This window comes from Alishewanella sp. SMS8, assembly GCF_030737935.1.
GTDB lineage: Bacteria > Pseudomonadota > Gammaproteobacteria > Enterobacterales > Alteromonadaceae > Alishewanella > Alishewanella maricola.
This window is the reverse complement of record NZ_JAPJEA010000001.1, coordinates 942,583-965,195: the sequence shown is the minus strand read 5'-3', so window position 1 is coordinate 965,195 and position 22,613 is coordinate 942,583. Positions and strand designations below refer to the sequence as shown.

The window sequence follows — 22,613 nt, the reverse complement described above, 5'->3', positions numbered from 1 at the left end:
CATTTTGACACGCCCAGCAGGTAGCGACAACAGCAATCCCTCTGGCGTAGCTCGAATTATCGCTAGTGCAGTATTACGTTAGCATAAAAAAATTTATTTTAGCTTTATGCTTATTGGTTTAGCGATGATTTAACGCTTCGCACTTACCTTGAGCAGGACAAACGTCACGGCCTTAGCTAAAATGCATTAAAGGACACCCAAAGGAGCAGAACGGCAATGCTAATACATACTGCAATAGAGCAAAAATTATTGGATGCTTTTAACCCCGTATTTCTTGATGTGGTTAACGAAAGTGCCAATCATAATGTGCCCGCAGGTTCAGAGTCTCATTTTAAAGTTGTCATCGTCACGCCCGCTTTTAACGGCATGCGCCTGTTACAGCGGCATCGTGCGGTTAATGCCATCGTTGCGGAAGAGTTGGCAGAGAAAATTCACGCTTTAGCGTTACATACTTATACCCCTTCAGAATGGTATGAATACTACGCAGAAAAACCCCCAGCTTCGCCTAAATGTTTCGGTGGTAGCAAAACAGATAAAGCTTCGTCATGATCATTATTAGCTGATCCGACCTGTTTTTTGCGTTAAAGTTTTACACTAGCGCTACTTTACTCAAGACAACAGCAGGACTCTTTATGGTTATTCAACCTAAAATTCGTGGTTTTATCTGTACTAATGCACACCCAGTTGGCTGTGCAGAACATGTAAATGAACAAATTGCTTATGTAAATGCGCAAGGGGCCGTGACAAATGGCCCGAAAAACGTGCTAGTGATTGGTGCTTCAACGGGCTATGGTTTAGCCTCGAGAATTACCGCCGCTTTCGGTTCGGGTGCCAATACCCTTGGTATATTTTTCGAAAAAGCCCCGAGTGACAATAAAACCGGTTCTGCGGGTTGGTATAACACCGCCGCTTTTGAAGCTGCAGCTAATGCCGCGGGTGTTTGGAACAAACATTTAAACGGTGATGCTTTTACCGATGAATTAAAAGCGCAAGCAATTGAAACCATTCGTAGTGAAATGGGCAAAATTGATCTGGTTGTCTACAGTTTAGCAGCCCCTCGGCGTAAAGATCCTGTTACGGGTGAAGTGTTTAGCTCGGTATTAAAACCGATTGGCCAATCTTACACCGCAAAAAACCTCAATACCTCTAAACGAGAAATTGAAGAGGTGTCAGTAGAGCCAGCAAACGATGAAGAGATCTTTAACACCGTTAAAGTGATGGGTGGCGAAGATTGGGAACGTTGGTTAAGCCAATTAGATGCGGCCGGTGTGTTAGCCGATAATTGTCAGACCGTGGCTTATACCTATATTGGTAAAGAATTAACATGGCCTATCTACGGCAAGGCAACCATTGGTAAAGCCAAAGAAGATCTTGACCGGGCCGCTGCGGCCATTACGGCGACCTTAGCCAGCAAAAAAGGCAAAGCCTATGTGGCGTCGTTAAAAGCTTTAGTAACACAAGCCAGCTCCGCCATTCCGATCATGCCGTTGTATATTTCATTGCTGTACCGCGTGATGAAAGAAGAAGGCACCCATGAAGGTTGTATTGAGCAAATTAATGGCTTGTTCCGTCAGGGTTTATATAGCGCTACACCGACACTTGATGAAGCCGGTCGTTTACGCATGGATGGAAAAGAATTAAGCGATCATGTACAGCAAACCGTAAAAGACTTATGGCAACAAGTGACCACCGAAAACATTGATACCTTGACTGACTATGTGGGTTATCACAATGAATTTTTACGGCTGTTTGGTTTCGGTTACCAGCACGTTGATTATACCGCTGATGTTGAAGCGTTAGTGCTGTTACAGAATCTTATCAATTAGTCGTATTGACTCAGCTGAATAAACCGTCGCAAGGCGGTTTTTATACGTTTGATACAGCAACTTTGCTGTACAATGCAACATGGATAATTTTTGGTATTACCATGGATACAAGCTGGTATTAATGCTAGAATCCGTCACTTTAATACGTGTATCTGGTTAAGTTTTGCGCAGTTGTAATTTGCTAAATTGTTCAACCAGGTGTGCTGCCGCTCAGCAGCTGAAAAACTAGGCCCTGTTTCTTCCCAAAATAGTAGTGCAAGTACGTATGATAAAACTCAAAAAAGGCTTGGACATTCCCCTTGCAGGCAGTCCTAAACAAGAGATCAGTGCGGGCAATGCCATCACAACTGTCGCCGTTTTAGGTGAAGAGTATGTTGGTATGCGTCCGACCATGGCGGTCGAAGTGGGCGATACAGTAAAAAAAGGTCAGGTGCTTTTCGAAGACAAGAAAAACCCTGGCGTTAAGTTTACTGCCCCAATCGCGGGTACGGTTAAAGAAATCAATCGTGGCGCTAAACGAGTTTTGCAATCTGTTGTGATTGCAGCTAGCGGCGATGCGGCTGAACAATTTACCTCTTACTCTGTCGAGCAATTGGCCAGTTTGTCAGTAGAGCAGGTTAAACAAAACTTGATCGACTCAGGATTGTGGGTAGCGCTGCGTACGCGGCCGTTTTCCCGTTCTCCTGCCATTGATAGCACGCCACGTGCCATCTTTGTTAATGCGATGGATACCAATCCATTAGCAGCCGATCCTGCTGTGGTCATTAATGCTGATGCCGACGCGTTTACTCATGGTTTAACGGTGGTTTCACGTTTAACTGAAGGTAAAACCTACCTGAGTAAAAAAGCCGGTGTGGCTATTCCTAGCGTCTCTCAGGTCACTGTAGCCGAATTTGATGGTCCACACCCTGCTGGGTTAGTGGGCACGCATATTCATTTACTCGATGCAGCCAGTGCGAAAAAAGTCGTTTGGCACCTTGGGTATCAAGACGTTATTGCCATTGGTAAATTATTTACAACGGGGCAATTACACAGTGAGCGGGTGATTTCATTGGCCGGTCCTGTAATGAAAAATCCACGTTTGGTGAAAACCTTGTTGGGCGCTTCAACCGCTGAACTGACTGCCGGTGAACTTAACGAAGGTCAAAACCGTATCATTTCAGGCTCGGTACTGGCAGGTACTACCGCACAAGGCGTTCATGGTTATATTGGTCGCTTCCACAATCAGGTTTCGGTATTAGCCGAAGGCTTTGAAAAGTTATTGTTGGGCTGGATTGTACCTGGCGCTGAAAAACACTCAGTTACCCGTGCTTACCTTGGCCACCTTAACCCTAAAAAATTGTTCAATCTGACCACAACCACGAATGGCTCATCACGTGCCATGGTACCTATTGGTAACTACGAGCGGGTAATGCCGTTAGATATCCTGCCAACATTATTGTTGCGCGATTTGGTTTCTGGCGACACTGACGGGGCACAAACATTAGGTTGTTTAGAATTAGACGAAGAAGATTTAGCTTTGTGTACTTACGTATGCCCAGGTAAATATGACTACGGCACTATTCTACGCAATTGCTTGACTACCATCCAGAAGGAAGGCTAATCATGAGCTTAAAGCATTTTTTAGAGCGCATTGAACCGCAATTTGAAAAAGGCGGAAAACACGAAAAGTGGTACGCACTGTATGAAGCAGTGGCGACTGTACTTTATACGCCAGGTTTAGTGACTAAAAACGGTACTCATGTCCGTGACAGTATTGACCTGAAGCGTATTATGATTTTCGTTTGGCTGGCATTATTTCCAGCGTTATTCTTCGGTATGTACAACATTGGCCATCAGGCCAGTTTGGCATTAGCACAAGGCTTTAGTACACCTGACACTTGGCAGGTTGCCATTTACTCTGCCTTAGGCGGTGAGTTAACGGCCACCTCAGGCTGGGGCGCTAAGATGTTCTATGGCGCGGTCTGGTTCTTACCTATTTATGCTGTTACCTTCGTGGTAGGTGGTTTTTGGGAAGTCTTATTCGCCTCAGTGCGTAAACATGAAGTCAACGAAGGATTCTTCGTTAGCTCAATCCTGTTTGCTTTAATCCTGCCCGCAACCATTCCTTTATGGCAAGTGGCGCTTGGTATTACCTTCGGTATCGTAGTGGCAAAAGAAGTGTTTGGTGGTACTGGCCGTAACTTCTTAAACCCTGCCTTAGCCGGTCGTGCGTTCTTGTTCTTCGCTTACCCAGCGCAAATCTCTGGTGATGCGGTATGGACTGTAGCCGACGGATACTCAGGTGCGACTTGGTTAAGCAAAGCGTCTTCTGGTGAACTAGATTACGCGGCAAATACCCAACTGTGGTGGGATGCGTTCCTGGGCTTTATCCCTGGTTCAGTCGGTGAAACCTCAGTACTGGCGTTATTAGTTGGTGGTTTAGCGTTAATTTACTTCCGTATTGCTTCTTGGCGTATCGTGCTGGGTGTCATGGTCGGTATGGTATTAACCAGCTATTTGTTTAATGCTATTGGTTCAAACAGCAACCCGCTATTTGCGATGCCATGGCATTGGCATTTAGTGTTAGGTGGTTTTGCCATCGGTATGTTCTTCATGGCCACAGACCCAGTATCTGCTTCGTTTACTAACCAAGGTAAATGGGCTTACGGTATTTTGATTGGGTTTATGGTGGTGATGATCCGAGTGGTTAACCCGGCTTATCCAGAAGGGATGATGTTGGCAATCTTGTTTGCTAACTTGTTTGCACCTTTATTCGATTTCTTCGTGGCTCAGAGCAACATCAAGCGGAGGCTGGCACGTAATGTCTAGTAATAATGACAGCATCAGCAAGACGCTGATTGTAGTAGTTTCTTTATGTTTAGTTTGTGCCATCGTGGTGGCAACTGCCGCTGTGCAGTTGCGTCCAACGCAGCAAGCCAACAAAAAGTTAGACTCGCAAATTAACATTCTGCGCAGTGTAGGTTTAATCGAAGGTTCAGCACCTGCAGCTAAGGTTGCCGAGCTGTTTAGCAAGCACGTTGAAACGCGTCTGGTTAATTTAAAGACCGGTGAGATTGACGCAAGCTGCGATACCGCTTGTGCTGAGGCTTATGACTACCGTAAAAACCTGAAGGAAGGTGAAGCACTGGCGCAAAGCGAAGATGTGGCTTCTATCCGTCGTATTTCAGAGCAAGCACCTATTTGGTTAACTTACGATGACAATCGTAATTTAAAAGCCGTGGTGTTACCGGTGCATGGTTATGGCTTATGGTCAACGATGCATGCTTTCTTAGCAGTCGAAACCGATGGCAATACGATTATCGGCTTAAACTACTATGAACAAGGTGAAACACCCGGTTTAGGTGGCGAAATAGAAAACCCACGTTGGAAAGCACAGTTCACGGGTAAGAAATTAACCAACGATGCTGGCCAGCTGGCGTTAACTATTTTGAAACCAGGTAATGCCGACCCTCAGTCTGATTATCAGGTTGATGGTTTGTCAGGTGCCACGCTGACGGCAAATGGTGTGCAAAATACCTTCACTTTCTGGATTGGTGAGAACGGCTTCGGTCCATTCTTAACTAAAGTGCGTCAAGGAGCCTTAACCAATGGCTAATGCTAAAGAAATTAAAACCGTCCTGTTTGGTCCGGTTTTTGCCAATAACCCTATCGCTTTACAAGTACTCGGTATTTGTTCTGCGCTAGCGGTAACAACTCAGATGACCACCGCATTAGTAATGTGTTTGGCATTGACCTTTGTAACGGCCTTTTCGAATTTCTTTATTTCGAGTATCCGTAACCACATTCCATCAAGCGTACGTATCATCGTGCAGATGACCATTATCGCTTCATTGGTAATCGTTGTTGACCAGTTCTTGAAAGCTTATGCTTATGATTTATCTAAGCAACTTTCAGTATTCGTTGGTTTGATTATCACTAACTGTATCGTTATGGGCCGCGCTGAAGCCTATGCCATGAAAAGTACTCCAGGCATGAGTTTCTTAGATGGTATTGGTAACGGCTTAGGTTATAGCGTGGTGTTATTAGTTGTCGCCTTTATCCGTGAGTTAGGCGGTTCAGGTTCAGTATTTGGCGTACAAATCATGCCTCTGATCAGTGAAGGTGGTTGGTATCAGCCAATGGGTATCCTACTGATGCCACCAAGCGCCTTCATCATTATTGCAGCCTTTATCTGGGTATTACGTGCGTACCGCCCAGAGCAAATTGAGAAGAAGGTATAAGGAGCGATTGATGGAACATTACATTAGCTTGTTCGTACGTGCCGTATTTATTGAAAACCTGGCATTAGCATTCTTCTTAGGGATGTGTACCTTTCTTGCTGTATCACAAAAAATCAAAACTGCTTTTGGTTTAGGTGTTGCGGTTATCGTTGTACTGGGTATTTCGGTACCTGTGAACAACTTGGTTTTCCACCTTTTATTAGCGCCAGGTGCGTTAGCATGGGCGGGATTTCCGGATGCCGATCTGAGTTTCTTAGGGTTCTTGACCTACATCGGCGTTATCGCTGCCCTGGTGCAAATTCTAGAAATGATCTTAGACAAGTACTTCCCTGCGTTATACAACGCATTAGGTATTTTCTTACCTTTAATTACCGTTAACTGCGCTATTTTTGGTGCGGTAGCCTTTATGGTTGAACGTGATTATACCTTCGGTGAGAGCGTCGTGTTCGGTTTAGGAAGTGGTGTAGGTTGGGCTTTAGCGATAACGGTATTAGCCGCAGTTCGTGAGAAGCTGAAATACGCTGATATCCCAGACGGTTTACGCGGTTTAGGTTCTACCTTCTTGGTAGTAGGTTTAATGGGATTAGGCTTTATGTCTTTCTCTGGCGTTCAACTATAAGCAGTAGAGGAATAACACCATGCAAGAGATTTATCTTGGCGTTGGCATGTTCACTGTCGTGGTACTGGCGCTAGTATTTATTATTCTAGCGGCCAAATCAAAACTGGTTGCCAGTGGCGATATCACGATCAGTGTTAACGGTGATCCGAGCAAAGCAATTAAAACAAAAGCAGGCGGTAAGTTATTAAGCGTTTTAGCTGATAACGGTATCTTCTTGTCATCAGCCTGTGGTGGCGGTGGTTCTTGTGGTCAGTGTCGTGTCCATGTACACGAGGGCGGTGGTGAGATTTTACCGACCGAGCTGGGTCACATCACTAAAGGTCAGGCCCGTGAAGGCTGTCGTTTGTCTTGTCAGGTTAATGTTAAAACTGACATGGACATCGAAGTAGAAGCAGAAATCTTCGGTATTAAAAAATGGGATTGCTCGGTTATTTCTAACGATAACAAAGCCACTTTCATTAAAGAACTGAAACTGCAGATCCCTGATGGCGAATCAGTACCTTTCCGTGCGGGTGGTTATATCCAAATTGAAGCGCCTGCGCATCACGTTAAGTATGCAGATTTTGATGTTCCTGCACAATTCCGTGGTGATTGGGAACGTTTCAAATTCTTCACACTGGAGTCAAAAGTGGATGAGCCGACTATTCGTGCTTATTCAATGGCTAACTACCCAGAAGAAGAAGGCATTATCATGCTGAACGTGCGTATTGCTACGCCGCCACCAAATAACCTGACGCTGCCTTGCGGTAAAATGTCATCGTTTATTTGGTCTTTGAAAGAAGGCGACAAAGTAACGATTTCAGGGCCTTTTGGTGAGTTCTATGCCAAAGACACTGAAGCTGAAATGGTCTTCATCGGCGGTGGTGCAGGTATGGCGCCAATGCGTTCACATATCTTTGACCAATTACGCCGCTTAAAAACCAAGCGTAAGATCAGTTTCTGGTACGGTGCGCGTTCGAAGCGCGAAATGTTCTATGTTGAAGATTTCGATATGCTAGCGGCTGAGAACGACAATTTCGAATGGCATGTGGCGTTATCTGATCCACAACCAGAAGATAACTGGACTGGCTATACGGGTTTTATCCATAACGTAATTTATGAAAACTACCTGAAGAACCACAAAGCACCAGAAGACTGTGAATTCTACATGTGTGGTCCACCAATGATGAACAAAGCGGTTATCAATATGCTGAAAGACTTAGGCGTAGAAGATGACAACATTCTATTAGATGACTTTGGTGGTTAATCTAAGCGTGAAGCGGTAAAATAGTAGGGGTGACTTTTAGTCGCCCCTTATTTTTATCAGGAGCAGAACATGCGATTTATTCGCCCCTTGCTAATATTAGTGTTCGTTATATTGGTTGCGGCTTGCCAACCGCAGCAGACCTTTCCAGAATACAAAGTGGAAGGTAAAACGATGGGCACTTATTATGTCGTGAAATTTTACAGTGACAAAGAGCCGGATCTGACCGCGCTGCAAGCCACCTTTGATAGCGAGTTAGAGCTATTAAACGATCTGATGTCGACCTATCGACCAGAATCTGAATTAATGCGCTTTAATCGCCAACAGAGCAGTGAGCCCTTTACCTTATCACCCCGTACGGAACTGGTTATAGCCGAAGCCATTCGTGTCGGGCTTCAAACGCAAGGTGTGCTTGATGTTACCGTGGCGCCATTAGTCGAATTATGGGGCTTTGGTGCACAAGGTCGCATTGAACATGCGCCTGACGAGCAAGCGTTAATAGCCATACGCCAACATGTGGGTATTGATAAAATCAGTTTAAATGGCACTGAGTTACAAAAGAGCGATCCGCGGGTGAGTGTTGATTTGTCGACGATAGCTAAGGGCTATGGTGTCGATCAATTAGCAGAAATCTTATTGGCGCAAGGCATTACCCGCTTTTTGGTGGATATTGGTGGCGAAATGCGTGTAGGTGCAGCAAAACCTAATGGTGACTGGCGAGTGGCCATTGAAAAACCGATCGACCATGAACGTGCGGTACAACGCATTATGGCGGTAAACCAAATCGCGGTAGCCACCTCAGGTGATTATCGTAATTACTTTGAGGAAGACGGTATTCGTTACTCGCATTTAATTGATCCGCGCACGGGTAAACCGATCCAGCATAAAACAGTATCTAGCACTGTGCTGCATGCTTCCGCTATGACGGCAGATGCCTATGCCACAGCGTTAAATGTGATGTCGGCAAGTGAGGCACTGGCGTTTGCTAATCAGCAGCAGCTTGCTGCATTAATTATTGAAAAAACGGATGCCGGTTTTGTGGAACATATATCAGATGCTTTTAAACCTTATTTAACTCAACCTTGAGGTGAACAATGACCATTTTTTTAATGACCTTTGGGTTATTTTTAGTTGTAGTTGTGGCAATGGCCAGCGGTTATTTATTACAGCGTAAGTCACTTGCCGGAAGTTGTGGTGGTTTAGGTGAATTGAACATCGATAAAGCTTGTGACTGCGATAAACCTTGTGAGAAAAGACAAAAACGTTTAGAAAAAGAAAAGTTTTGGCAAGATAATAAAATTATCTAAAGTACAGGGCTAGGTCGCTATGCGATCTAGCCCAATCAAGGCTATGCCATGTTCATGACTAGCATACATTGCGTTAACCGAGCTAAATCTGCTTTTTGTCGTCAAAACTGCCTGATCCCTTGTCGCTGACTGCAATGCTGAGTATGCTGTAAGTCCATTGTTATTAACAATTATAATAGGCATAAGCCAGCATGAGGCTTCGGGAAACACTGTTAATCTATATGCTGCCGCTATTGATTTTACCTTTAGCGCTGCTAGGCTATTTGGCATATCACTACAGTAACACCGTCAAACAGCAACAATTGTTTCAGCAGGTTTCACAGCATTTAAACGACCAACAACAATACCTCAATGACTATTTAAGAGTTAATCAGACTAAGCTGTCGTTACTCACCATCTCAAAACGCCTTAATCAGTATTTACAGACGGGCTCCGCCGAAGATAAACAGGCCGTTGATAACTTGTTTCAAGAAGTCGCTGCGCAAGATGAAACGGTACGATCCATCAAGTTGTTGCGGCTAAATGGCGATGAGGATGTGATATACCCACTTCAACAGGTGGTTTCGACGGTACCTAGCCGTTTTAGGAATGAATATTTTTCTTTAGTGCAAGCAATGATCGAAGATCAAACGGTATTTCTCGCGCCACATGGCGCAGATCGTCAATTACAGGTCTTTATTGTGAAAAAGCTTTACCTTGCGGATAGTCGCGCGAATCGGCAAGTGTGGGGTTATATTTTGATGGTACTCGATGCCGAGCCCTTTGCCCAAGTCGCGAATAACCCTGTTTCAGCCAACAGTGTCACTTTATTAGTTAATCGTGCCGCCACCATTGCGTATGCCGCTAATCAATCTTTAATTGGGAGTGCCTTCCCACCCAGTCAATATCGGATCATTCAGCAGAGCATTGACCATACTAATTTTATTGATAGTTTATTGCTGGGCCAACCGAAACTTTTACTCGGTAAAAACTTAGCGGGCTCGTATCAGCTGATCTACGGCGTGGATGCAGACGAGATGTATAGCCAGTTTTTAAACTGGCCATTGCATATATTGTTGTTCGCGTTATTTTGTATCTTCGCAGTGCCTATTCTAATACATCAAATACTGATTTATCAGGTGTTTAACCCGGTAAAACAACTGACGGCAGCCAAAACGGCGGTTGGCCGGGGGAATTTTGCTACATTCCTTGAAATACGTAAGCAAGATGAACTCGGTGATATGTTCGCGGCTTTTAATGTGATGGTGCGCCAGTTACGCGTGTACCGTGAACGCGAAACGATCTATAAACAGCAACTCGAAGATAAGGTATTGCGTCGTACTCAAGATCTCGCCCGGGCCAATAGCGATTTAGCATCAGCTAACCAAGAATTAATTTTAGCGCGTGAAGTGGCCGAGCAAGCCAACCGTTTAAAAAGTGTTTTTTTAGCTAACATGAGCCATGAGATCCGCACACCACTGACCGCGATTATTGGTTTTAGTGAGCAAGCCTTAAATGAAACAGAACAAGCAACCCGTTCGGATTATTTACGGCGCGTGTTGCGCAGTAGCGAACATTTGCTTGGCTTAATCAACGATATTTTGGATTTATCAAAAATTGAAGCTGACAAATTAGAGCTGCAATTAAGCCAGGTCGATTACTTGGCGATGCTTGATGAAATTTATCAGCAGACCAAGGAGCAAGCCCGCCAAAAGAGGCTAGAGTGTCAATTACACATTCAGTTTCCGTTACCGCAAACTCTTTATGTGGACAGCTTGCGTCTTCGACAGGTGTTATTAAATCTCACCAGTAACGCCGTGAAATTTACCCGTAAAGGTAAGATCTTGTTGGCGGTCAGTTATGATGCAGCACATTCGCGGCTGTCGATTAAAATAAAAGACACTGGCATTGGCATGAATAGCGAAGAGCAACAGCGTTTATTCCAGCCGTTTATGCAAGCCGATGCCACCGTTACTCGCGATTTTGGTGGAACGGGTTTAGGCTTGTGTATCTCGAAAAAGCTGATTGAGCAAATGTCGGGTGATATTTTGGTCGAGAGTGTCAAGGGCATTGGCAGTAGCTTTGAATTACTGTTGCCTGTTGCCGACAAAGTGAACCTGATTGAGCAATATGAGGCTGTTGAACCCCTTGCTGAGCCGCTAACCGAGCGTGAAACGCAGTGGCAGCTTAATGCGCTGGTGGCGGAAGATAACCCGGATAACCAACTGCTGCTAGCGTTAATGCTAGATAAAGTGGGAGTGCATCATGAATTGGTCAGTAATGGCCATCAAGCGGTAGAGCGTGCTTTAGCCGGCCGTTTTGATGTGATCTTTATGGATATGCAAATGCCTGTGATGGGTGGTGAAGAGGCCACTCAATTGATCCGACTGGCCGGCGTGAACACCCCCATTATTGCAGTGACGGCTAATGTGATGGCTGAGGATGCCGAGCGTTATCGTCTAGCGGGGTGTCAGGAATTACTTGGCAAGCCTATTGTGCAAAAAGAATTTTTGTCCTTGTTGCGTCGTTATGCTAAAACAACGTCAAGCAAATTACAGGAGTTGGAACAGCATTTAGACCAAGATCCCGCAATGCAAGCGCTAAAAGCGCGTTTTAAAGCGCAGTTGCCGGCGTTATTACAGCAATTTGAGCTAGCTTTGCAGCAGCAGGCTTGGTCTAGCTTAGAGTTTGATGCCCATAGCTTAAAAGGCAGTGCGGGCAGTATGGGGTACCCACAGCTCACCCAACTTGCCGACGCATTAGAAAAAATAGCAAAACAGCAAGATGTGGCTGCGGTGCAAGCTATGTTGCAACAGATGCAGCAGATAATCGAGCAAGCTTAATGTAGTCGCATCGGCTTAAACCGAGGGTGCTCACTATTAAGCCCTATAACGAGTTTTCATTGATTAACCGAGAGACTGCGCAGTATGAGTGCACAACAAGCATTACTGACTATTTTAGATGACAAGATCCGTAATGACCGCTTGGTCTTACCGACCTTGCCAGAAATTGCGTTACGAGTGCGGCAACGAGCCGATGATGCCAGCGTAAGCCTCGCGCAAATGGCAGAAGTTATTTCACAAGATCCCTCTTTGGCAGCCCGGCTGATGAAAGTCGCTAACAGCGCCTTTATGGGGCGTTCAATTAAGGTGAGCACCTTAAACCAAGCAGTTACTCGAATTGGTTTAAGCCAAATTAAAAATATTGCCACCGCGATGGCGGTAGAGCAGTTATTCATATCGCAATATAAACAAGTACAGCAGCATTTAGATAAATTATGGCAAGACAATGTGCAGGTCGCGGCAATCGCGGTGGCTTGCTTAAAAGCCTATCAAACGGTGAATAAGCAATGTACGTTAAGTGCAGATGTGATGACGTTATGTGCGTTAGTGCATAATATTGGGGCACTTGCCGTGATCACCGAAGCCGAACGGCATCCAGAAGTATTTGGGCATCCGATTTTTTTAACCAGTGTGATAGACAAGGCGGCGCCTTATATAAGTGTCAAAGTGTTAAAGGCCTGGGGTTTTGATGACGAGTTGCAGCGCGCAGCCAAAACATGGCGTGTCTGCAAGGCCAGCCCAGAATTAGATTATACTGATTTTATTCGTTTAGCGGCCGTAGCTCGCGGTTTTTACAAATCAACGGAAGAACAACACCAATTGCTAACGCATTATGTTACGCAGCAAGTGGTGTCGGTACCGGAGTTTATGCAACAACCGCAAATTGCCAACCTGTACCAAGACATTCGGCAACTGTTTCAATAAATCTTAACTTTCCGGATGGCTATTCACCTGCTCGCTGATGGCGAGCAGGGCATTGTTGACACTGTCCGCCATCAATAACAAATCAGCATCTAATCGCGCTGGTAAATCATCCCAGCCCAGTTCATCGTTGTGATCAATAACGCTATCTGGGTATTTGACTTGTTTGATACTGCCATCATCAGTGATGGTTAATGAGACACCTTCGGTTTGTTGCAAGCTAATGCGCGTAACCAGTTTATCTTGTAAATGAGTTTGCACTTCATCGGCGCTGAGTAAATGATTACTAAAGCGCACCTTGGCGCCTTCTTCATCGGGCGCTTTTAACTCGACTTCCGCCCCTGGCATAAAGCCCTTGGGTAAATCTTCATGCTTTAACCATTGTTGCAACTGACTATTCAGTTTATGACTGTCTAACCAAGGTAAAGCCGGTAAAGAACCAATGGCTTTGCGCAGTAAAGCCAAGATATCTTCTGCTTTACTCGCACTGCTGCTATTAATTACCAACCAGTTTTGTTGCGCATCATAATAACCTTGAGTCAGCTGAGAGCGACTGAAAGCACGCGGCAGTAAAGTATGGATAAGCTCTTCTTTTAAAGCCTGTTTTTCTTTGCGACTTAACGCGCGGCCTTGTTCTTGCTCGGCAGCATCAATTTTGGGTTGTAATTCTTCATTGATCACGGCAGCAGGCAGGATCTTTTCTTGGCGCTTAATCGCAAAAAACCAGCGGTGCTGCTGTTGATGGCAATATTGTTTAATACTGTTATGCAGAGGATAGCTAAACCCACTTTTCACTGCTTCTTGGCCGGTACAAGGGCTGAACTTAAATTCAGCGAAGGCTTGCTCAAGGCTGGCCAAATCTGTTGTCAGCGGAGCGCTGAGTTTGTAAACCCGAATATTTTTAAACCACATAAAAACCTTACTTCATTTTACAGCAAAGAGTGGCAGTATAACCTGCTTCAAGCGGCGCTATCTATTTAGTTTTTTAGGAAAACAAATATGATAATGCAAGCCTTCGCCCAGTTGGCTGCTGACCTCAATGCTGCCACCTAGCGTTTGGCGTACTAAGTTGTAGATGATATGTGTACCTAAGCCGCTGCCACCCTGATTGCGCTTGGTGGTGAAGAACGGATGAAATAATTGCGCTAACTGATCGGCCGCGAGCCCTTTACCATCATCAGCATAATGGATGTCAATATTGTGTTCGTTGTCTAGCACGGTAATGCGGATCAGCCCATGCTCTCGGTCTTCAAAGCCATGGATCAATGAGTTCATCAACAGGTTGGTAATAATTTGTGAAATGGCACCGGCAGGGCAATCTAGGATAATGTTCTCTTCACAGTTCACCTCAATTTGATACTGGGTTTTCTTAAAATGCGGCTGTAATGAACGAATAATTTCATTCAGATAGTGGCAAAGATTAATGGTGCGGGTGGCTTCACTGGCTTGATCCACGGCGATTTGTTTAAAGCTAGCAATCAGATCGGATGCTCGCGATAAATTTGATTGTAATAAGGCAGTACTTTGTTGTGCTTCTTGTAAGAATTCTTCGAGCATTTTGGGCGTAAGCTGTTTTTGTTGATAAGCGCTGCTCAGTTTGCTGACACGCTCATCTAAAAAGCTGGTGGCCGTAACACAGATCCCGACGGGGGTATTCACTTCATGAGTAATGCCAGCGACTAAACCGCCGAGTGCCGCCATTTTTTCAGATTGCACTAACCGGTCTTGCGCTAAGTTTAAGTTATCAATGGTTTCCTGCAACTCACGTTGTTTTTGCAGTAAGTTACTTTCTGTTTGCACGCGCTGTTCGATCTCTTCACGCAGAGCTTGTTTCTTATGCAGTAATTCTTGTTTTTGTTGTTGCAAATCCATCATCGCTTGACTTAACCCCGAGGTTTTCCGCGCGACTTCTTGTTCTAATAAGAGGTTTTGTTGATCTAATTTATTATGTGATACCAGCAATTGTTGCTGTGTTTGTTTTAATTGGCCTTGATTGTCGCTTAACCGAGCCAGCAGCCGGTTAAACGCATTCGCCATAAAGGATAGTTCAGCGCCTTGGTCTTCGGCGACAATGACTTTGCTGCCATCTAACTGGTCGAGCTCTAAATCTTCAATTTGTTGGCTTAAATCAGCCAAAGGTTCAATCAGATAACGGCGAAACGCCAGTAAAAATAAGATGATTAAAAAAGTGGTTTTTAGCATTGCGTTGGCAATCAGGAAATATAAACCCACTTTGATACGTTCGATAACAATATCGCGGCTGGAAAATAGCGTGACATCGCCCACTTGGCTCGTTCTGCCAGAAAACTCAAAGATTAACGGAAAGGTAAATCCAAAAATACCCGAGCCTTGTTCACTTAAACTGACTTCTTCACTCACCAATTGGTTGCTAAAGCGTTGTTGAATATCAATATAACGGCCAGATTGAGTAATAATGGCGCCGTTATCGTCCCGCACAATAATCCCTTCAATCGTTGGGATGGCTAACAAGCCGTCGGCAATATTCAAGGTTTGTGGGGTGTTGAGCTCCCAAATCGCCCTCGTCAAACTGCCAGCGAAGGTGTTTTGTAAGGTGGTTAGCTCGTTATTAATATAATTTTTGGCGTTGTAATATTCAGCAACGATCTGGCCAACGGTCACCACAAGCGTCAAAATAAAATAGACTGATAAGACTTTTGTCAGCAGCTTTTTTGACAAGCTGGGTTGCTGCATGGTATCACCCTAAGATTGATCATCGTTTTATTGTTATGTATTACTGTTACCATAACGAATAAGCGTAAGATTTAAAATAGTTATAGCAAAATAGTCAGCAATCGGCAGTAAAAAGAGGAATCTGTGTGATCTCGTCGATATTAGTGTCCATGGTACAACATTTACCTGGTGGCGTTCTGTTACTGAATTCGCATTGCCAAATCAGTTACGCCAACAGCTTTATTTACCGATATAGCGAATTGACAGAGCGAGAGCTGGTAGGCAAATCGTTTTTTTCTTTGTTTCCCGAAGTGCCTAAAGCGTGGTTCAATCGGAAAATGCAGAGCGTGTTGACCAGCCAACAAACCGAACAGATTAGCTGGCAACAGCGCTTGTATTTACTCAAGTTTCCTCGCCAACAACACCTGGACCAAACACAAGTGTATATGGCGCAAAATTGCACGCTTATTGCCTTACGTCACCCTCAAACTCACGAACAATTTCTGTGCTTGTGGATCCAAGATGCCAGCGAGCAAGCGCGTTATCACGCTAAATTATTAATGACGCAGCAGCAATTAAAAATTCATGATCGCCAAGATAGTCTTACCGGCTTGATGAATCGGCAATTTTGGCAGCAACAATTACTGTTAGAAATCGCACGAGCCGAGCGCTATGAGCGGCCTTTATCGCTAATGATGTTTGATATTGATCAGTTTAAACACCTTAATGATCAATATGGCCACAAAGCAGCAGATATCTTGTTACAGTCGCTGGCGCGCCATTGTGCAGGGCTATTGCGTGATAATGATCTCTTAGCACGCTTCGGTGGCGCCTCTTTTGCGGTCGTGCTGCCAGATACCACCTTAAATGGGGCAATAGAAGTGGCTAACCGGGTCCGTTTGCAATTATCAGAACAGGCTTTTATCGAGCATGAACCCAAAGTGCGGGTGACAATTAGTGCGGGCGTGAGTTTGCATCAAATGTCGAACAGTGCAGATGAACTGATCTTGCAAGCCGATCAAGCGCTGTATCAAGCCAAACGAGCAGGCCGAAATCAGGTCAGTATTTGGAATACCGCAGCGATAGCCAGTTAAATCAGAAAAAGGATTGACAGACGTCTATAAGTCCGTGCATAGTGTGTTCATGAAAATAAAAATGACAGCACTCACCATGATTATTATCACCACCAACCCTGCGGGGTAGGAGGTCGGCGGTGTGTTGTCTGTAAAAAGGCCCGTGACCTCAAAAGGTTTCGGGTTTTTTTTTGGCCGATAATGGCGATGGGTCTGCGATAGCAAAACAACGAAAGACGACAATGCGCGAGGAGAGAGAGATGAGGGTGCTAAAATTTGGTGGGTCATCGTTGGCGTCAGTTGCCCGCTTCAGTGAAGTGGCAACGATCGTGATGCAACAAGCTACGACGGAACAAGTGTGTTTAGTCTTATCGGCCCCACAAGGGGTGACCAATACGCTGGTAGAATTAACGGATCTGGCTTATTTGGGTGCCGATTTTCAAGCGCTACTGCAACAGTTACAGCAACGTTATCAGCAACTATTGCAAGATGTTGTGGGTATCAGTGCCGCACAGCAACAGGTTGTGCAACAGTTAATTACCCAGCAAATTGAACAATTAAGTTTGCGATTACAGGGTATGAGCCTATTACGCTTCTGTCCCGATCATATCAAGGCGCAAATTCTGGGCTTGGGTGAACAATTTAGCGTGGCGCTGATGACAGCGTTGTTGCAAGCGCGTGGTGCAGATGCCGCATCACTTGACTCCGTAAAATTAGTGAAAAGCCATGGTGATTTCTTAAATGCCACCGCGGATGTGGAAGCGACGGCACAACAATTTCAACAAGCCCTTGCCGGTTTGCCCGCCAGTATCTATGTGTTAGCGGGTTTTGTTTCAAGCAACGCTCAAGGCGAAACGGCTTTATTGGGGCGAAACGGTTCAGATTACTCTGCTGCAGTCGTCGCTGCGGCGATCCGAGCCAGTGCCTGTGAAATCTGGACTGACGTTGATGGTGTTTACAGTGCCGATCCCCGGCAAGTAAAACAGACGCGCTTAATTGATCGTTTGTCGTATGATGAAGCGATGGAGCTATCGTACTTTGGTGCTAAAGTACTGCATCCGAAAACCATCGGCCCCTTAGCGCGAGTGCAAATACCGTGTTATATCAAAAATACGTTGAACCCAAGTGCACCCGGTACCTGTATCGATAACGACGGTGATGGGGAAGCCTTAGTGAAAGGGATCTCAAGCCTAGAGCATTTAGCGTTAATTACTGTTTCCGGCCCTGGCTTGAAAGGTGTCGTTGGCATGGCGAGCCGGGTTTTTGCTTCTATGGCACGCTCTCAAATCTCGGTCAGTTTGATCACACAATCTTCGTCTGAATTCAGTATCAGTTTTTGTGTGCCTCAATTACATTTGCAGGCCGCTAAACGCGCGTTAGAACAAGAATTTGAACTCGAATTACAAACCAAATTATTACGCCCGTTAACCATTCAATCTGATATGGCCATTGTCAGCTTGGTGGGGGATGGCATGCGCCAACATAAAGGCGTTGCCGCGAAGTTCTTTGCCTCTTTAGCGCAAGCCCGAGTAAATGTTGTGGCGATAGCGCAAGACAGCAGTGAGCGTTCAATCTCGGCGGTGGTAGAGCAACGCAGTTGTCAAAGTGCGGTAAAAGTGTGTCATGAAAACTTCTTTAGCCATATCCCGAGTATTGATGTGTTTTTGGTTGGGTGTGGTGTGGTTGGTAGTGAGTTATTGGCTCAGATCCATCGTCAACAAGCGTTTTTGCAACAACGACAAGTGCGCTTAACGGTGTACGGCATTGCCAACAGTAAGCAGCTTTTATTAGCCGGCGATGGCATTGCGTTAGAGTCATGGCAGCAACAATTGCCGGCTGCCAAGCAAACCTTCTCTTTGGCTGAGTTAAATCGTTTTGTGCAAGAACAGCATTTGATTAACCCGGTATTGGTGGATTGCACCAGTTCACAGCAAATTGCCGATCAGTATGCTGATTTTCTGGCGGCAGGTTTTCATGTCGTGACACCCAACAAAAAAGCCAACACGGCCAGTTTAGACTATTATCACAAGCTACGGACCGTTGCCCAGCAACAGCGTCGTCGCTTCTTATATGAAACCACTGTAGGCGCTGGCTTACCGGTCATTGATACTCTGCAAGGTTTAATTAACGCGGGTGATGAACTGTTAGCCTTTGAAGGCATTTTATCCGGTTCACTCTCTTATATTTTTGGTGAGTTAGAAGCGGGTGTTGCTTTATCAACCGTGACGGCCAAAGCCAAGGCGCTGGGCTTTACTGAGCCGGATCCACGTGATGATTTATCGGGTATGGATGTCGCACGTAAGCTGTTAATTATGGCACGGGAATCGGGTTTACAGCTGGATTTAAGTGATGTCGAGGTGGAGTCTGTATTACCTGCCGACTTTGATGCCAGTGGCAGTATCGATGACTTTATGGCGCGTTTACCCAGCCTTGACGAGCATTTTGCAAAGCGCTTAGCCGAAGCCAAAGCAGCAGGGCAGGTGCTACGTTACATTGGTGAAATTCGTGATGGTAAATGTAAGGTGGCCATTAAAGCGTTAGCGGTTGATCATCCCTTAGCAAAAGTGAAAGACGGTGAGAACGCGTTATCGATGTTAAGTCGTTATTACCAACCTATCCCGTTTGTGCTGCGGGGCTATGGTGCCGGAGCCGCAGTGACGTCGGCAGGGGTGTTTAGCGATATCATGCGCACGCTAAGTTGGCAGCAGCAGGTATAAATAATGCAAAAAAACAGTATTAAACGGTATTACGCTCCGGCATCGACCGGTAATTTGTCGGTCGGCTTCGATTTGCTTGGCGCAGCCTTTGCGCCAGTAGATGGCAGTTTGCTGGGCGATGTATTAGATATCTTAGGCGAGGCGGAGTCTTTATCGCTGACCATCAGTGGCCGTTATGTGCATCAATTACCTGCAGGTACCACGGATAATTTAGTAAGCCAAGCCTTTTATGCTTTTGAGGAAGCGTTAGGTAAAACGCTACCTCGCTTGCAATTACACTTACATAAGAATCTACCCGTTGGTAGCGGTTTAGGTTCTAGTGCTTGCTCAATTGTTGTCGCTTTTTATGCATTTAACGATTATTTCGGTCAGCCCTTTAGTCAAACTGAACTGCTACAACTGATGGCCACTGCTGAAGGGGGCGTCAGTGGTAGTGTGCATTATGACAATGTCGCGCCTTCTTATTTTGGTGGCTTGCAATTAATGCTACCGGATAGCCCGGCAATTTGTCGCAGTTTGCCTTGGTTTGCAGACTGGCAAGTGGTGTTATGCTACCCCGGTACCGTGTTATCCACCAAAGCGGCGCGTGAAGTGTTACCAAAACAACTCTCGTTAGCACATAGCATTAAATTTGCAGGTGCCTTAAGTCGCTTTGTTAGCGCCTTATACAGTAGCGACGACGTTGATGCGGCGGCCGCTTTACAAGATCTGGTGGCTGAACCGGCACGTTTGCCGCTATTACCTGAATTAACGGCATTGCGAGCAGCGCTCACTGACGCAGGGGTGTTGCATTTAGGTATTTCTGGCGCAGGGCCAACGTTATTTGCCGTATGTAATAGTAGCGCTGTAGCTGATTTCACGGCTCAATATCTGCAAACCCATTATGCAAAAAATCAAGATGCGCTCACCATAGTGTGTCGTCTGGCGAATACAGGCGCGCGGGCGCTGGAGGAACAAGCATGCAATTAAATAATTTAAAAGTACCTGCAGAGCAGGTCAGTTTTTTACAAGCTGTACGCCAGGGGCTAGGGCAGCAACAAGGGCTGTTTTTCCCGAGCAGTTGGCCCAAATTGGATATTGAGCATTTACTGAGTTTGCCCTTAGTACAGCGCAGTGCGGAGATTTTATCTGCGCTGATTGGTGATGAACTCAGCCCGCAGCAAGTACACCAGATGGTTGCAAAGGCTTTTACCTTTCCGGCACCGCTGGTTGCAGTAAACGAGCAAGTGCATTGCCTAGAGTTATTTCATGGCCCAACGCTAGCTTTTAAAGATTTCGGTGGGCGCTTTATGGCGCAAGCGTTGGCGCAAGCGCAGCAGCAACAACATACTACGATTGTGACTGCCACTTCGGGTGATACTGGGGCTGCCGTGGCGCATGCCTTTTTTAAACAACCGGGTGTGCAGGTGGTGATTTTGTATCCGAAGGGTAAAATCAGCATGCTGCAAGAAAAACTGTTTACTACGTTGGGTGAAAATATTACCACCGTAGCGGTGGAAGGCGATTTTGATCAATGCCAAGCGTTAGTTAAGCAAGTGTTCGATCATAAAGCACTGGTTGCTGAATTTAATATCAACTCGGCTAACTCGATTAATATCAGCCGCTTGTTTGCACAAATTTGTTATTACTTTGAAGCTATGGCACAAGTACCGGTAGATAAACGCTCAGAAGTGGTTATCGCGGTGCCGAGTGGTAACTTTGGTAACCTAACGGCGGGTTTAATTGCCAAAGCTTTGGGGTTACCGATCAAGCGCTTAGTGGCTGCAACTAATCTTAATGATACGGTGCCTCGTTATTGGTTAAATGGCGAATGGCAGCCAAAAGATACCCGTGCAACCTTGTCTAATGCTATGGATGTCAGCGCCCCCAACAATTGGCCGCGGGTTGAAGCATTGCTAGCGCAAGGTGTGATAAGCCGCAGTGATATTGAAGCGACCATGGTTGATGAAGACGATACGCAAGTCGGTATGCGTTTATTGGCGCAAGAAGGTTATTTAAGCGAGCCGCATGCGGCCGTGGCTTATAAAGCGTTAAAGCGTAGTTTACAACCGGGTGAGTTTGGGATCTTCTTAGGTACGGCGCATCCGGCCAAGTTTAAAGAGCAGGTCGAGAATATTCTTGGCAATCCAATCGCGTTACCGGCAATTTTAGCTAAATGTGCCGCTGAACCTGGCTTAAATTTAGAGATCCCTGCTGACTTTAGTGCCTTAGAGCACGTGATTCGGCAAACGGCTGCTCAATAATGCTGTGGGCCGATGTGTTGGCTGCTGAAAAACAGCAGCCTTATTTTTTAGACTTACTGGCTCAGGTTGAACAGGCGCGAGCAAGTGGTAAGGTGATTTATCCACCGAGTAATGAGGTGTTTAATGCGTTTAAATTAACGCCATTAGCACAGCTAAAAGTGGTTATTTTAGGCCAGGATCCCTATCACGGGCCAAATCAAGCACATGGCTTGGCTTTTTCAGTTAGAGCTGGGGTAAAAGTGCCGCCGTCGCTACGTAACATCTACAAAGAGCTGGCACTTGAATATGCTGATTTTTCCGCCACGGATCAAGGCTGTTTACAGCGCTGGGCTGAGCAAGGGGTATTGTTACTGAACACGGTGCTGACTGTGGAAGCGAATAGCCCGAATTCACATCAGAAACTTGGGTGGGAGCTGTTTACCGATTTTGTTATCCAACAAATTTCCGCTCACTCTGAACAGGTGGTGTTTTTATTGTGGGGCAGTCATGCGCAAAAGAAAGCCCGGCTGATTGATGCTCAGCGGCATCATATTTTAACAGCGCCGCATCCTTCGCCCTTATCAGCGCACCGAGGATTTTTCGGATGTGGTCACTTTTTACAGACCAATAGCCTATTAAAAGCGGCGGGTAAGACGCCGATTAATTGGCATGCGATCCTAGCACAGTGATGAAAACAATAGGCCCGCTATAGAGTAGCGGGCCTATTGTTTATAATTCAATGGTATCTAGTTCAGGTTCGATGGTCCAATCTATGTCACAGAGTTCCTTTTTGAGACGTTGACGCTCTTTCAGTTCTTCAATTTCACGCCATTTGCGTTTGACCACACGAGTCTTCGCAGCAGGTCGTTCCAACATATTCAGTAAGTCTTCGAAGCTTTCCATATTACGGCCTCATCTGATGTTGATTTTGTTGTTATTTTCAACAAAG

Annotated in this window: 20 protein-coding genes; 17 read left to right on the top strand and 3 right to left on the bottom strand. The window is 45.5% G+C overall.

Annotated elements, in window-relative coordinates:
- Window positions 1-216: 216 nt before the first annotated feature.
- From ORJ01_RS04370 to ORJ01_RS04315, 12 genes are all read left to right on the top strand, one after another.
- The gene (locus tag ORJ01_RS04370) at window positions 217-549 is read left to right on the top strand and encodes a BolA family transcriptional regulator (RefSeq protein ID WP_229585351.1); all 333 of its coding nucleotides are present in this window, start codon (window positions 217-219) and stop codon (window positions 547-549) included.
- Window positions 550-632: 83 nt separating this feature from the next.
- The gene (fabV, locus tag ORJ01_RS04365) at window positions 633-1,826 is read left to right on the top strand and encodes an enoyl-ACP reductase FabV (protein ID WP_306177085.1); all 1,194 of its coding nucleotides are present in this window, start codon (window positions 633-635) and stop codon (window positions 1,824-1,826) included.
- A gap of 265 nt (window positions 1,827-2,091) precedes the next feature.
- Entirely contained in the window at window positions 2,092-3,429 is a 1,338-nt protein-coding gene (locus ORJ01_RS04360; protein ID WP_306177084.1) for a Na(+)-translocating NADH-quinone reductase subunit A, read from the top strand.
- Between the two features lie 2 nt (window positions 3,430-3,431).
- Window positions 3,432-4,637 (top strand): NADH:ubiquinone reductase (Na(+)-transporting) subunit B, encoded by a 1,206-nt coding sequence (locus ORJ01_RS04355; RefSeq protein WP_226749570.1) that lies wholly within the window; start codon window positions 3,432-3,434, stop codon window positions 4,635-4,637.
- Window positions 4,630-5,424 carry a Na(+)-translocating NADH-quinone reductase subunit C gene (locus ORJ01_RS04350; protein ID WP_226749571.1) on the top strand — a complete coding sequence of 265 codons (795 nt, stop codon included), beginning with the start codon at window positions 4,630-4,632 and terminating at the stop codon, window positions 5,422-5,424. The genes ORJ01_RS04355 and ORJ01_RS04350 overlap by 8 nt, the downstream gene beginning before the upstream one ends.
- The gene (locus tag ORJ01_RS04345; RefSeq protein WP_226749572.1) at window positions 5,417-6,049 is read left to right on the top strand and encodes an NADH:ubiquinone reductase (Na(+)-transporting) subunit D; all 633 of its coding nucleotides are present in this window, start codon (window positions 5,417-5,419) and stop codon (window positions 6,047-6,049) included. The genes ORJ01_RS04350 and ORJ01_RS04345 overlap by 8 nt, the downstream gene beginning before the upstream one ends.
- A gap of 10 nt (window positions 6,050-6,059) precedes the next feature.
- Window positions 6,060-6,668 (top strand): NADH:ubiquinone reductase (Na(+)-transporting) subunit E, encoded by a 609-nt coding sequence (gene nqrE, locus ORJ01_RS04340; protein WP_226749573.1) that lies wholly within the window; start codon window positions 6,060-6,062, stop codon window positions 6,666-6,668.
- Between the two features lie 19 nt (window positions 6,669-6,687).
- A complete protein-coding gene (gene nqrF, locus ORJ01_RS04335) occupies window positions 6,688-7,914 on the top strand; it encodes an NADH:ubiquinone reductase (Na(+)-transporting) subunit F (RefSeq protein WP_229585357.1) in 1,227 nt (408 codons plus the stop codon).
- A 69-nt stretch (window positions 7,915-7,983) separates the two neighbouring features.
- Window positions 7,984-8,997, top strand: coding sequence for an FAD:protein FMN transferase (locus ORJ01_RS04330; protein WP_306177083.1), 1,014 nt, complete (start codon window positions 7,984-7,986; stop codon window positions 8,995-8,997).
- Window positions 8,998-9,005: 8 nt separating this feature from the next.
- The gene (gene nqrM / locus ORJ01_RS04325; RefSeq protein ID WP_226749576.1) at window positions 9,006-9,218 is read left to right on the top strand and encodes a (Na+)-NQR maturation NqrM; all 213 of its coding nucleotides are present in this window, start codon (window positions 9,006-9,008) and stop codon (window positions 9,216-9,218) included.
- A gap of 191 nt (window positions 9,219-9,409) precedes the next feature.
- Window positions 9,410-12,040 (top strand): ATP-binding protein, encoded by a 2,631-nt coding sequence (locus ORJ01_RS04320; protein WP_306177082.1) that lies wholly within the window; start codon window positions 9,410-9,412, stop codon window positions 12,038-12,040.
- Between the two features lie 84 nt (window positions 12,041-12,124).
- Window positions 12,125-12,964, top strand: coding sequence for an HDOD domain-containing protein (locus ORJ01_RS04315; protein WP_226749578.1), 840 nt, complete (start codon window positions 12,125-12,127; stop codon window positions 12,962-12,964).
- Between the two features lie 3 nt (window positions 12,965-12,967).
- On the opposite strand, the gene ORJ01_RS04310 is transcribed toward ORJ01_RS04315, so the two are convergent.
- Both ORJ01_RS04310 and ORJ01_RS04305 read right to left on the bottom strand, forming a co-directional pair.
- Window positions 12,968-13,873, bottom strand: a complete 906-nt coding sequence (locus ORJ01_RS04310; protein WP_306177080.1) for a recombination-associated protein RdgC — start codon at window positions 13,871-13,873, stop codon at window positions 12,968-12,970.
- A 57-nt stretch (window positions 13,874-13,930) separates the two neighbouring features.
- Entirely contained in the window at window positions 13,931-15,673 is a 1,743-nt protein-coding gene (locus tag ORJ01_RS04305) for a sensor histidine kinase (protein ID WP_306177079.1), read from the bottom strand.
- A gap of 125 nt (window positions 15,674-15,798) precedes the next feature.
- Between ORJ01_RS04305 and ORJ01_RS04300 the strand changes: the two genes are divergently transcribed.
- The 5 genes from ORJ01_RS04300 (at window position 15,799) to ung (ending at window position 22,353) form a co-directional block, all read left to right on the top strand.
- Entirely contained in the window at window positions 15,799-16,746 is a 948-nt protein-coding gene (locus ORJ01_RS04300; protein ID WP_226749581.1) for a sensor domain-containing diguanylate cyclase, read from the top strand.
- A gap of 221 nt (window positions 16,747-16,967) precedes the next feature.
- Complete coding sequence (gene thrA, locus ORJ01_RS04295) at window positions 16,968-19,442, top strand: bifunctional aspartate kinase/homoserine dehydrogenase I (RefSeq protein ID WP_306177078.1); 2,475 nt, start codon at window positions 16,968-16,970, stop codon at window positions 19,440-19,442.
- A 3-nt stretch (window positions 19,443-19,445) separates the two neighbouring features.
- Window positions 19,446-20,411 (top strand): homoserine kinase, encoded by a 966-nt coding sequence (thrB, locus tag ORJ01_RS04290; protein ID WP_306177077.1) that lies wholly within the window; start codon window positions 19,446-19,448, stop codon window positions 20,409-20,411.
- Window positions 20,402-21,685 (top strand): threonine synthase, encoded by a 1,284-nt coding sequence (thrC, locus tag ORJ01_RS04285; protein WP_306177076.1) that lies wholly within the window; start codon window positions 20,402-20,404, stop codon window positions 21,683-21,685. The genes thrB and thrC overlap by 10 nt, the downstream gene beginning before the upstream one ends.
- Window positions 21,685-22,353 (top strand): uracil-DNA glycosylase, encoded by a 669-nt coding sequence (gene ung / locus ORJ01_RS04280; protein WP_306177075.1) that lies wholly within the window; start codon window positions 21,685-21,687, stop codon window positions 22,351-22,353. The genes thrC and ung overlap by 1 nt, the downstream gene beginning before the upstream one ends.
- A gap of 40 nt (window positions 22,354-22,393) precedes the next feature.
- Here ung and ORJ01_RS04275 read toward each other — a convergent pair whose 3' ends face one another.
- Window positions 22,394-22,567 (bottom strand): DUF3545 family protein, encoded by a 174-nt coding sequence (locus ORJ01_RS04275; RefSeq protein WP_226749586.1) that lies wholly within the window; start codon window positions 22,565-22,567, stop codon window positions 22,394-22,396.
- Window positions 22,568-22,613: the final 46 nt, after the last annotated feature.